Here is an 11,928-nt window from a genome sequence, read left to right as displayed (position 1 = left end):
CCTGTCCGTGGATTGAAGCGGACAAGTCCCTCTTTTGACATGGGTTAAAGTTTTCCCGCTATATAGCTGGCTCTGTGGACGATGGAGAGAATGATGCGCAGGACCGCGCCTACTGCCAAAAGGCCCAGAGCGATTGAACCTGCCATCATCAGTGTATTGCTGCCGGTGGAGGCCGCCTCTTTGAGATCGCCGGAAACCAGGGCCGCCATTGTGTTGTACATGCCGGAGCCAGGTACCAGACAGAGGATACCGGGAATCGTGAAAATCGTTGAAGCGTCCTTGAACACCCGGGATGCGATATCGCTGAGCAGCCCTACCGCGCAGGAAGCGATAAAGCAGGCCACGATGGCCGACGTTCCCTGAGACATGAACAGCTGATAGACTACCCAGCCGCAGCCTCCGATGCAGGCAGCCACCGGGATGTGGCGGGTAGGCACATGAAAGATGATACAAAACCCCAGGGTCGCGAACAGCGCAAAGAAAAATGCGGATATCATATGAACGTACCTCCTCCTATCAGTGAACTGAACAGTGTGCTCCAAAGCTTCATCATGACGCCTGCCCCCGCAGCCAGAGAAATGGCGATCAGCGCCGCTTCCGTAGCTCGGGCCAGACCGGACAGCATATCGCCGGAGAGAAAATCACGAATTGAGTTGGTAATCGCCACGCCGGGGACGAAGATCATCAGGGTTCCGATGATAATGGCGTTGGAATTGGTATAAGGGATAAACGCCGTTGCCGTGAGGGCCAGAACCGCCGATACCGCACAGCAGCAGAACCCCCGGATAAAATAGTTGATCGAGTAGCGTTTCAGCAGCAGCGACAGCAGGTAACTGGCCGCTCCGATCAACAGCGCGCAGAGGAAATCCAGGACTCCTCCGCCAAAGAGCACCGAGAAAAAGGAGGCTACCAGAGAAGCTCCCAGCAGCCGTACCGGCAGCGGTGTCGGCGGAATATTATCAATTTCCTTAAGCCGTTTCATACCGTCTTCCACAGAAAGGTCCGTAGTCGTGAATTCTCTGGAAAAACGATTGATTTCGGATATTTTCGTAAGGTCGGTATCTCCGCCGCCCTTGATTCGCTTTACATAGGTATACATATCGCTGTGGTCCTCACCGCTGTCCAGGGAAACGAAGATCCCGGTAGGCATGGCGAACACTTCCACGTAATGAATCCGGCAGGCCTTGCAGATCCTCTCGATCGTATCCTCCACACGATAGATTTCCGCCCCGTTTTTCATCATCAGCTCCCCGGCGCGCACAGCCAGGATCAGCACCTTTTTTTGAAATGGATTAATCATGTAATAAGCCCTTCTTCGCAACATTTTACAGATATATGATTGATTACGTCCCATTATACCAAAAGGCCCTGCGGACAGCAAATGAAGAATCCATTAAAATATCTTCATAAAATCGAAAAAATCGGTTGACTTTTCCAGCGCATCACGTTATCATGGTAAAGTAATAAAGAAAATGTACGAAGGGAGGGCCACATGATGACAGTTCTGATTAAGGACAGCGATGGAAACGTTGTAATTGAGAAAGAAATCAACAAAGAAGAAGTTTTGTTGAAGGTATGCGTACGGGATGACGACCTTTCCGGAGGACAGAAAGAATACAGTCTTGAACAGGTATTTGGTTCTTACCACTAAGTATATAAATAAATCAACTCTCTTGAGAAGACCATGGAAGCATGGTCTTTTCATTTTGCCGCAAATGTGATAGAATCAAGCGATAGAGGAATCCGGAGGCTTAAAGGCCTCTTATATTTTGAGGAGAGAGTAATGAGACTGAATAAATATATAGCGCATGCCGGGCTGGCCAGCAGGAGAAAAGCCGATGAGCTGACCATAAACGGAAATGTGAAGATTAACGGAGTGACTATGCGCGAACCGGGCTATGATGTAAAGACGGGGGATGTGGTGGAAGTCAATGGAGTCACCATTCGCAGTCAGGAGAAAAGCGAGTACGTGCTTCTCAATAAGCCCATCGGATACATCACTTCCGTCCATGACGAACAAGGCCGACCGGTGGTGATGGAGTTGGTGGCGGACGTGGACGCGAGACTGTTTCCTGTGGGAAGGCTGGACTATAATACTTCCGGGATGCTGATTCTGACCAACGACGGAGATCTGGCCCATCACCTGACTCATCCCAGGCATCAGGTTCCCAAGACGTATCGGGCGAGGGTTTCCGGCGTGCTTTCGAAGGAAAAGCAGGACAAGCTGAGAAGAGGCGTGGATATCGGAGGCTTTGTGACTTCTCCCGCGCAGGTAAAGGTGATTAAGCAGACAGAGCGCTCCGCGATCGTGGAGATACAGATACGGGAAGGAAAGAACCGGCAGGTTCGGAAAATGTTCGCGGCAGTGGGAAACAAGGTGCAGGAATTGGAGCGAGTGGCCATCGGAGAGCTGTATCTCGGTCGTTTAAAAGAAGGCCATTATCGAAAGCTGACAAAGAAGGAAATCGAATATCTCAAAAGCTTATAGAGGAGGAAAAAACATGCTGAGATTAGAACATATTGCCTGGGAATCGCCGGACGGCGAAGAGATCATCCGGGACATTGACCTGAGTATAGGGAAGGGAAAGCTGATCGTTGTCACAGGACCCAACGGCGGAGGAAAGACGACGCTGGCCAAGCTGATCGCAGGACTTGTGACTCCGTCTTCGGGGCGGATTCTGCTGGACGGCGAGGACATCACAGAGGCTAATGTGACGGATCGGGCGAAAAAAGGAATCGCCTATGCTTTTCAGCAGCCGGTGCGCTTTAAGGGTCTGACAGTAAGAGACCTGCTGGATCTGGCCGCGGGCGGAGGGCTGGACGACATCGCCATCTGTACGCTGCTGGGGAAAGTCGGCCTTTGCGCGGAGGAATACATAGACCGGGAAATGAGCGCGTCTCTTTCAGGCGGTGAAAGCAAGCGAATTGAGATCGCCACGGTGCTGGCCCGAAATGCCAAGCTGTCGATCTTCGATGAACCGGAGGCGGGCATTGACCTTTGGAGCTTTACCCGTTTGGTGGAAACCTTCCAGGAGCTGCGGGAAGAACAGGACGGAACACTGCTGGTGATTTCCCATCAGGAACGAATCCTGTCCATTGCCGATGAGATCGTCGTCATTGGAGACGGGCATGTAAAAGGCGCCGGAGACAGAGAGGTGATCCTGCCGACGCTGCTGTCAGAAGAACGGACTATCCGCTGTCCGCAGGGAAAGGAGGAGATCTGCCATGAATAAGATTACAGAAACATTGCTGCGCATTGTCTCCGAGTACGACGGAGATTTTAAAGGCGCTTTCAATATCCGCGAAGACGGCATGTGCGCAGGCCGCCAGTCTACGGAAAATGTGCGTATTGAGCCTAAGAAGGACAAGCCTGGGCTGGAAATTCATATCAAACCGGGAACAAAAGGCGAGAAGATTTCCATACCGGCCTGTGTGACCAGAGGAAACGTTGACGACCTGGTATACAATGATTTCTTTGTGGGTGAAGGTGCGGATGTAACCATTGTCGCAGGCTGCGGCGTTCATACGGACAGCGACGATGAAGCCCGCCACAACGGAATCCACCGTTTTGTTCTGGACAAGGGAGCCCATGTCCTGTACACGGAGAAGCATATCGGCACCGGCAGCGGTACGGGAGCCCGGCGCATCGATCCGGTTACGGAAGTGGAATTGGCTGAAGACGCCACTCTGGAGATGGATACTGTGCAGATTAAAGGCGTTGACAGCACCATCCGCAAAACTACAGGCACCCTGGCGGCGCGCGCTACGCTGGTGGTCAGGGAAAGAATCATGACCGACGGCTACGAGAAGGCTGAAACGGATTTTGAAGTTACCCTTGCCGGAGAGGATTCAGGGGCCGACCTGATTTCCAGATCCGTTGCCCGCGGCAATTCCCACCAGATGTTCCGCTCTGTCATCAAAGGAGAAAATCGCTGCACCGGCCATTCGGAGTGCGATGCGATTCTGGCTGACAACGGAACCGTGTCCGCCGCTCCTGCACTGGAAGCCTCCCATGTGGACGCAGAGCTGATCCACGAGGCGGCCATCGGCAAGATCGCCGGCGAACAGATCCTCAAGCTCAGGACTCTGGGCCTTACGGAAGAAGAGGCGGAAGAAAAGATCATATCGGGATTCCTGAAATAAATAGATGGAGAGTCTTACACAATAAAGAAGAGCATTTGCAGCAAACACGTTTGCTGCAAATGCTCTTCTTGTGTTTTTTCCGGCCGCCCCCGGCTCTCCCGGCTTCGGCCCAAATGGCTGCGGTAACTTTTGATTATTTTTTCGGAAAGTTACGCAAAGCTGTGAGTTTGCGGGTACTCAAAATCGTAAACAGTGAAAATTTGTGCTGCAAACCGTTTTGAAGGCCGCGGAATCGTTGCGGGCTTGCGACCAAATCCTGATTTTACTGATAAATCCCGCGACCATTGTCACCGAAAAAGCACTTTGGTCGCAGATCAAATAAAGGGGAAGTCGAAGCTTTTTAAGCGATGTGCATACTTGTTCAACAACGGATTCATTTTAGCTTTCTTGTTGAGGTATTTCCAAGGTTTGCGGTCTCTGTAGCTGCGTAAAAAGGCATATTGATCGAAATCTTATGCTCCCATGCTTCTGTATCCTTGGAAAAAGGTCAACAAAAACTTGATTTTTTGCTGCGTGTTGATAAAAATTGAAAATACCCTTTATTGATGTTCCGAAGGGTCGTCCTCGTCAAAAGACAGGCGCTTGGGCGCAAGCTTGAACCCTTTTGTTGTGATAGCCAGATAGAGGAAGCCAAACAGGGCCCATGCGCCGCCTAATATCAGAGCCGCCCGGTCGAGATTGATCCAGATGATAAAGCAAACGGCCGCTCCGATCAAAGGTGAAATCAAATACTTTATAATATCCCAAAGGCTGCGCCGCCGTTTCTCCTTGATGAAATAATGAACGATTACGCTCAGGTTCACCATCACAAATCCGGCCAGGGCGCCGAAGTTGATGATAGAAGCGATGGACAGCAGGTCGATGAAGCTGCCGATTGCGATTACCAGTCCGGTCACGAGCAGGATGTTCTTGGAAGGCGTCTTGAACTTTGGATGAACATAACCGAAAAACTTCCTGGGGAAAACACCGTCTTTCCCCATTCCATACAGCAGCCTTGATGCGGAGGTCTGCGCCGCCAGGGAACAGGCGATACATGTTATTACAAATATTCCGGTATAAATATAGGCCATTGCGCTGCCGGCAACGCGTTCCATAAGCTCCACTACGGCAGTATCCGGGTCCGCAAATTCCCGCCAGCCTGTGGGCCAGCTCAACTGCATAAGATAGTTGATGACTACGAAGTATGCGCCCATGCCTATGGTTATGGCAATGATTGCCCGGCCCACCGTTTTTTCAGGCTTTATTGTTTCCTCCGCCAGGGTTGTAACAGCGTCACAGCCCAGGAATGACAGCACCACGATGGAGGATCCCGCAAAGATCGTACCCCATCCAACATTGGGCAATTCACTGGTGTTGACGATTCCCTGCAGATCAAACAAGCTCAGAAAACCGCCTTCGCCTACGATCAGCCGAACCATGACGAACATAAAGGCAACAATAAAGATTCCCGAAAGGAAAACAAAAATGTTGTTGGCCTTTGACACAAAATTGATTCCCACGTACTGAACCACAGTAAAGACCAGGCAGAATACAATTAAGAATACTTTCGGATGTACGGATGGAAGCAGAATGCTGCAGTATTCACCAAGCAGTATGTAGCTCAATACGGACAAAAGCGCGTAATCCAGCATCATGACCCATCCGGTCATAAAGCCCACATGCGGATTTATAGTATTCGATGTGTAGGTGTACGCAGAGCCGGCAACCGGATAGATGCGAACCATTTTTGCGTAGCTGAATGCCGTAAAGCACATAGCGATGGTGGCGACGATATACGTCAGTGCGACTGCGCCATGGGTCATTTCACCTATAATTCCCGTATAAGTGGTAGCGGTTGTAAATGACATATATGCGATGCCGAAGATAATGAGATTCTTAAAGGTCAGAATTCGATTGAGCTCTTTACCGCCCTGTACTACGTCAGGATTATTACTCACAGATATACCTCCCTTCTGCTGATTGCTTAAACCACTATTTGTTAGATGCAAGTTCCTTCCTTCATGATGAGCTGAATATTTTCCCTGCTGATGTTTCGGATGTCAGCTAACGGATCCTTTTCCAGCATAATTAAATCCGCAAATTTTCCTTCTTCCAAAGTTCCCGTGATGTCATTGACACCGAGCAATATGGAGCCGTTCTTTGTCGCGGCGATGATCGCTTCCATCGGCGTCATGCCCGCATTGACCAGCGCGTGGATTTCCTTGTGCGTATATGCTCCGTACGGCGTAAGGGTGTCGCAGAAGGAGTCTGCTCCCACAGCGATTCGGATTCCCATGTCATATACTGCCTTGAAATTGGTTCTTATTCGATTCAGTTCTTTTTCTCCCAGCGTGTTGCCTTGGAAACTCTGCTGCCCTTCTCTGATAGGAGGGTCGTACTCACTGAACCATTCGAAAAATAAGCCAATCGTTGGAACCAGGGTGATATCCTTCTCTTTCATTATTTCCAAACATTCCTGTGACAATTCTTCGCCGTGTTCAATACTGGTTACGCCTGCCTTTGCAGAGGCCAAAGCGCCCTCCGCCGACTCGCAGTGTGAAGCGACAGGGAGTCCGTAATAATTGGCTTCTTCCACCATTACGCAGAGTTCCTCGTAGGTGTAGTGCTGATCGGTTTCACGTTCCCAGGCCCAAAGACCGCCGCCCGTGGCCCAGACTTTAATGCAGTCCGAACCTTCACGGAGCAGCATCCTCACCGCTTTTCGTACTTCTTCCTGCCCATCTGCGATTACGGCCCATGGATGGGAGCGCTTAACGATCTCGATGGGGACTTCATAACTGTCGCCGTGTCCTCCCGTACGTGAAAGGCCTCTGCCGCAGGCGACGATTCTCGGTCCATTGAGCAGCCCTTTCTTAATCATGTTGCGTAGGTAGATACCGTTGGCGGAGATATCCCTGACCGTTGTAAAACCGTGCTTTAAGCTCTTCATACATTGAGCCGTCGATACCATGGCCTGCTGGATGTCCGATTCCATAACCCAATCCCTGCAGTAAGGGCTTTCCGTGCCCCCATAATGCACGTGGCAATCAATCAGGCCGGGAAGGACGAACTTTCCCTGCCCGTCGATTACTTCCGCGTCAACGCCTGAAATAGGCTGAGAGCTGATCTTAGCGATTTTTTTATCCTCAATTAAAATATTTTGATTGGTTCTGGCCTCATTGCTGCAACCATCAATAAGTGTACAATTTGTAATGAGATACTGTTTCATTTCCGTCATAGTTGTTCTCCTTATCTGAAATCTACTTTTTGATAAAACTTTTAAAATTCATGAATTTTCTTTATTATAGGAGTGAATGACAATGTTTTTAATCAACTATTGGCTGTAGAATGAAATAAACATGATTTTATATTTATTAAAAAATAATTTGAATCATTTTAATTATAAAAAAGAGAAGTTAGATGTTATAATTGTATAAATAACCGTTACAATGCGATTTTAGAGGTGAGACATGTATAAGGATCGCGTATATTTTGATTTTGCGCTGCCAATCTCTGCGAAAGTATGGGAACTGCCCTTTGATGACGGTCATTCAGAGAGCTGTTTCTTTTATCAGGAGCATTTGAAAATTATTTGTGTTCTTTCCGGTTCAGTGGCTTTATGTCGAAAGGGGAAGGTCACAAATTATAAAGAAAATGAAATGATTCTCTTAGATTGCAATGTGCTTTTCCGCATACAAGCGCTGGAAAAGGAAACAATCCTGCTTTCCATAGATGCGGACAGCAACTATTACAAGCAGGTTTTTCCGCACATAGCCTGCACGATATTTAAAGAACATCCGGAAGACCCGGACCATGAATTGCTTGCTCAGGTCTTGAATACGGCGGTTTCTGTGATAGAAGGCAAGAGTGAAAATTATTCCTTTATTGATGATACGGTTCAGGAAATTTTAAAAAATCTGCTGGACACTCAGCAGAGCTTCTGTTCGGTCATTGTTTCCAACTATAAAAAGAAGGAAATACAATCGGAATATGTTTATTTAATGCAGCAGGTGCTGCTTTACCTGAATGAGCATTACGACCAAAAACTGTCCCTGGCGGATTTGGCTGCCAGGAATTTGCTGAGCGATAATTACCTGTCCCACTTAATGAAAAAGATTTCGGGGAAAACATTTAAAGAGCTGGTAGCCTATGTGCGCTGCATAAAATCGGAACGGTACCTGATACAAAGCGATTGGAAAATAAACGAAGTGTCTTATGAAGTCGGGTTTTCTCTTCCGGCCTATTATAAAAATAGCTTTTTGAATCTATACGGAGCTGCCCCTCAGGAATTCAGAGAGCTGGTTTTGGAAAACAGCGGCAATAAAGCGGAGCCTGTTGTCTACAGTCAGGAGCAGGCAGTCAATACCATAAAAGCGTTTGCCCATAAGCACCATATTCAGTTGGCTTCCCTCTCCAGCCATATTTTTTCCGTGGATTCCATAAATATAGACAAGGCGATTTCAAAGTACATCAGCCCGCTATCGGAAAAAGGAGAAATCCGCAACATAAATTCCGAAATAAATGAAAGCACGCAGCAAGCCTTTGTTAACATGCAAAAAGAGTTTCGAATGCGGATCATTACCATCGATGGTGATACCATATTGACCAACGCCATGGAAAACAGCGGGCTGACGGTTATCAAAAACATCGACTACTTAATCAATTCGGGATTTGACATCGGCATTGTTCTACGCAGGGATTCTCCCCGCTATGTCAGCGCGCTGATTGACTTTCTGACCTTTTATTCAAGGCGTTTCAAAAATACCCTGAAATACATTTCCTTTTATCTGGAATTCAGCGCCGATAAGCAGCAGACGGAGTTGTTCGAAAAGCAATTATCCAAAAGGCTTTTCGATGAATTCGGCACATCCTTTCAAATAACCATATGGTCCCAGGATAAATCGAAATTTAAGTGCGCCCCGTTTTTATACGATTCCTTTGTTCTGACGCCCTTCGCAATGGACGAGCTCTTCCACTTCCGCGGCTGGCCGGGGGAACTGGCATTTTCATTGATTGATTCCGTAAATAAAAACGGGAATATCATGGCAGGAGGAAACGGGCTTTTAACATGGAACGGCATCAAGAAACCCTGGTGGAACGCATATCGGCTGGCATCAAAGCTGCGGGGCGATATCATCAGTGAAGGCGCTGATCACATTGTTACAAACGATAACGGCGATATCGTTATTTTGACCTATAATCTCTGTGGCTTTTCGCCGGGATTTTTAAAGGCCATCAACACGAAGGAGAAGCTGTATGAGCTGATACAAAAGAAAAATCAGGTGAGAGAACACCATTTCCAATTGGATAATATCCGCGGCGACTACAAAGTAATTCGCTTTTCAATAAACCCCAGCTCCTGCTTATTTTCAAAATGGGCCAAGCTGGGCTATCCTGCGTATTTAACCAGTGAAGAGGAACAGATTATTGCGGAAACTTCCCATCCTGAGGTGGATTTTGAGAAACTCAGCATAGACGGTAAGCTGAAAATTTCTACAGTTGAGGAATCTTTCGGTGTTTCGTGCGTGGTGTTGGAAAAACTGTGAGCTTGATTCGCACTGCAGGGCCGTGGAGCACAAATGTGCGTTTGAAAATGCCGTTTTGTTTACCAACTTGCTGGACTCTGCAGCCGCACGGGTCTGCCGGAACAAATTGGCTGTAAGTTTACGGAACGCATTACAAATTTTTGAAGATTTTGTGTGGGCATGAACGCTAAAATAGCTCGTCTCGTACACAAATCGTGTAAATTAACCCATAGAAGCAGTTGACATACCAGAAAAAAGCGAGTATACTACGATTAAACAAATAAGCAATCGTTTAATTAAAAACTTAACGCAAGTATAAAATCTGAGGAGGAAGAAAAAATGACGAGGAAACAGCGAATACAGCTTTATCGAATTATAGCGGCGGCAGTGCTCTTTGCGCTTACAGAGCTGCTCCCGCTGGACCCGGCGGGACGGCTGGCCGGGTTTCTGATCTGCTATGGAGTGATCGGCTGGGATATTATCTGGAAAGCGATCACCAACATCCTGCACGGTCAGGTCTTTGACGAAAACTTTCTGATGACCGTCGCCACTGCGGGAGCCATGCTTTTGGGAGAATACGCCGAAGGCGTGGCTGTAATGCTGTTCTACCAGGTGGGAGAACTCTTTCAGTCCTACGCTGTCAGTAAATCGCGCCGGTCCATCGCCGGCCTGATGGATATCCGCCCGGACTATGCCAATGTCCTGCGGGCGGGAAAGGTGACGCAGACGGACCCGGAAGGGGTGGCCATTGGAGAAGAGATTATTGTTAAGCCGGGAGAACGTGTTCCTTTGGACGGAACCATTCTGGAAGGCAGCTCAACGCTGGATACTTCCGCTTTGACCGGCGAATCGCTGCTGCGAGAGGCTGAGGCGGGCCAGGAGGTTATCAGCGGATGCGTCAATCAGACAGGAACGCTTCGTATACGAGTATCCAAGCCATACGGAGAATCCACTGTCGCTAAAATTCTGGACCTGGTGGAGAATGCCAGCAGCAAGAAATCCAAATCCGAAGCCTTCATTACACGCTTTGCCAGATATTACACACCGGCAGTCGTTATTGCTGCCGTGCTCCTGGCGATCCTGCCACCGGTGATCACAGGACAGCCATTTGCGCCGTGGATACACCGGGCGCTGACCTTCCTGGTAATCTCCTGCCCGTGCGCGCTGGTGATTTCCGTACCACTGAGCTTTTTCGGCGGCATCGGCGGGGCCTCCAAGTGCGGCGTACTGATTAAGGGCAGCAACTATCTGGAAGCACTGGCCAAAACAGAAACGGTTGTTTTCGACAAGACGGGGACTCTCACAAAGGGAGCCTTTGCTGTCAGCGGGTGTTTTCCGCAGGGAATCAGCCGGGACGCGCTTTTGGAATTGGCAGCCTATGGGGAAAAGGATTCCAGCCATCCGATTTCCAAATCTATTATAAAAGCTTATGGAAAAGCCATCGACGGCTCACGGGTGACCCAGGTGCAGGAGCTGGCAGGGCATGGAATTTCTGTCAGGCTGGATGGAAAACAGGTGCTGGCGGGAAACGCCAAGCTGATGGAAGAAAACCATATTCCTTTTGAAGCGATAAAGGAAAGCGGAACGGTAGTTTACGTGGCGCAGGACGGAGCGTACAGAGGAGCAATTCTCATTGAGGATGAGGTCAAGGAAGACGCGGCCAGAGTCATTGAGGAATTAAAGGCATCCGGCGTCCGCAGAACCGTCATGCTGACCGGCGATACCAGAGCTGCCGCCGAAAAGGTGGCCGGGAAGCTGGGGCTGGATAAGGCATATGCCGAACTGCTGCCGGCTGATAAGGTGTCCCATATGGAAGAGCTTTTATCGCAGGTATCCGAGAAAAAGAAGCTGGCTTTTGTGGGCGACGGCATCAACGATGCTCCGGTACTGGCCAGGGCGGATATCGGTATCGCCATGGGCGGCATGGGTTCCGACGCAGCCATTGAAGCGGCCGATGTGGTTATCATGACCGATGAACCGTCAAAGATCGCCGCGGCGATGCAGATTTCCAGAAAGACCTTGAGAATCGTATATCAGAATATCATTTTTGCTCTGGGAATAAAAGGTTTGGTCCTTATCCTAGGAGCATTGGGAATTGCCTCCATGTGGGCGGCGGTATTCGCTGACGTGGGAGTGGCAGTCATAGCTATTCTCAATGCCATCCGCGCACTGAGAGTAAAAAAATCAGAGAAAGTAGAAAACAGCGCAGCTTTCAAAGAATTGGCGGCAGCGTAAAACAGACAAAACAAGCAGGAGCCAAAGCAGAGATGCAGAGGCTCCT

10 protein-coding genes are annotated in these 11,928 nt (G+C 48.9%); 6 read left to right on the top strand and 4 right to left on the bottom strand.

All coding sequences use genetic code 11. The features are described 5' to 3' along the window. Positions 1 to 44: 44 nt before the first annotated feature. Positions 45 to 497: a threonine/serine exporter family protein gene (locus NE619_RS12655; RefSeq protein WP_256132793.1), complete on the bottom strand. Its 453-nt coding sequence runs from the start codon at positions 495 to 497 to the stop codon at positions 45 to 47. After that, positions 494 to 1,300 (bottom strand): threonine/serine exporter family protein, encoded by an 807-nt coding sequence (locus NE619_RS12650; RefSeq protein ID WP_256132792.1) that lies wholly within the window; start codon positions 1,298 to 1,300, stop codon positions 494 to 496. Before NE619_RS12650 ends, NE619_RS12655 begins: the two co-directional genes overlap by 4 nt. Before the next feature lie 192 nt (positions 1,301 to 1,492). Here NE619_RS12650 and NE619_RS12645 point away from each other — a divergent pair, with 192 nt between their 5' ends. From NE619_RS12645 to NE619_RS12630, 4 genes are all read left to right on the top strand, one after another. Beyond that, positions 1,493 to 1,651 (top strand): hypothetical protein, encoded by a 159-nt coding sequence (locus NE619_RS12645; RefSeq protein WP_256132791.1) that lies wholly within the window; start codon positions 1,493 to 1,495, stop codon positions 1,649 to 1,651. Between the two features lie 132 nt (positions 1,652 to 1,783). Beyond that, a complete protein-coding gene (locus NE619_RS12640; RefSeq protein ID WP_256132790.1) occupies positions 1,784 to 2,488 on the top strand; it encodes a pseudouridine synthase in 705 nt (234 codons plus the stop codon). A gap of 13 nt (positions 2,489 to 2,501) precedes the next feature. Beyond that, positions 2,502 to 3,233 (top strand): ABC transporter ATP-binding protein, encoded by a 732-nt coding sequence (locus tag NE619_RS12635; protein WP_256132789.1) that lies wholly within the window; start codon positions 2,502 to 2,504, stop codon positions 3,231 to 3,233. Then, positions 3,226 to 4,143: a SufB/SufD family protein gene (locus tag NE619_RS12630; protein ID WP_256132788.1), complete on the top strand. Its 918-nt coding sequence runs from the start codon at positions 3,226 to 3,228 to the stop codon at positions 4,141 to 4,143. Before NE619_RS12635 ends, NE619_RS12630 begins: the two co-directional genes overlap by 8 nt. 539 nt (positions 4,144 to 4,682) lie before the next feature. On the opposite strand, the gene NE619_RS12625 is transcribed toward NE619_RS12630, so the two are convergent. Together NE619_RS12625 and NE619_RS12620 are read right to left on the bottom strand one after the other, a co-directional pair. Then, complete coding sequence (locus NE619_RS12625; protein WP_256132787.1) at positions 4,683 to 6,080, bottom strand: APC family permease; 1,398 nt, start codon at positions 6,078 to 6,080, stop codon at positions 4,683 to 4,685. 41 nt (positions 6,081 to 6,121) lie between these two features. Continuing rightward, positions 6,122 to 7,360, bottom strand: coding sequence for a metal-dependent hydrolase family protein (locus NE619_RS12620; protein WP_256132786.1), 1,239 nt, complete (start codon positions 7,358 to 7,360; stop codon positions 6,122 to 6,124). 232 nt (positions 7,361 to 7,592) lie between these two features. Here NE619_RS12620 and NE619_RS12615 point away from each other — a divergent pair, with 232 nt between their 5' ends. After that, a complete protein-coding gene (locus NE619_RS12615; RefSeq protein ID WP_256132785.1) occupies positions 7,593 to 9,668 on the top strand; it encodes a helix-turn-helix domain-containing protein in 2,076 nt (691 codons plus the stop codon). 318 nt (positions 9,669 to 9,986) lie between these two features. Continuing rightward, entirely contained in the window at positions 9,987 to 11,882 is a 1,896-nt protein-coding gene (locus NE619_RS12610; RefSeq protein WP_256132784.1) for a heavy metal translocating P-type ATPase, read from the top strand. Positions 11,883 to 11,928 lie beyond the last annotated feature (46 nt).

The organism is Anaerovorax odorimutans, from assembly GCF_024459955.1.
Classification (GTDB): domain Bacteria; phylum Bacillota; class Clostridia; order Peptostreptococcales; family Anaerovoracaceae; genus Hominibacterium; species Hominibacterium odorimutans_A.
The sequence above is the reverse complement of the archived record's forward strand: the minus strand, read 5'-3'. Positions and strand labels throughout refer to the sequence as shown.

Bases quoted from the DNA above. Each gene is read 5' to 3' on its own strand.
- NE619_RS12640 (WP_256132790.1), top strand. From the start codon at position 1,784: ATGAGACTGAATAAATATATAGCGCATGCCGGGCTGGCCAGCAGGAGA.
- NE619_RS12635 (WP_256132789.1), top strand. From the start codon at position 2,502: ATGCTGAGATTAGAACATATTGCCTGGGAATCGCCGGACGGCGAAGAG.
- NE619_RS12615 (WP_256132785.1), top strand. From the start codon at position 7,593: ATGTATAAGGATCGCGTATATTTTGATTTTGCGCTGCCAATCTCTGCG.
- NE619_RS12645 (WP_256132791.1), top strand. From the start codon at position 1,493: ATGATGACAGTTCTGATTAAGGACAGCGATGGAAACGTTGTAATTGAG.
- NE619_RS12655 (WP_256132793.1), bottom strand. From the start codon at position 497: ATGATATCCGCATTTTTCTTTGCGCTGTTCGCGACCCTGGGGTTTTGT.
- NE619_RS12630 (WP_256132788.1), top strand. From the start codon at position 3,226: ATGAATAAGATTACAGAAACATTGCTGCGCATTGTCTCCGAGTACGAC.
- NE619_RS12620 (WP_256132786.1), bottom strand. From the start codon at position 7,360: ATGACGGAAATGAAACAGTATCTCATTACAAATTGTACACTTATTGAT.
- NE619_RS12610 (WP_256132784.1), top strand. From the start codon at position 9,987: ATGACGAGGAAACAGCGAATACAGCTTTATCGAATTATAGCGGCGGCA.
- NE619_RS12650 (WP_256132792.1), bottom strand. From the start codon at position 1,300: ATGATTAATCCATTTCAAAAAAAGGTGCTGATCCTGGCTGTGCGCGCC.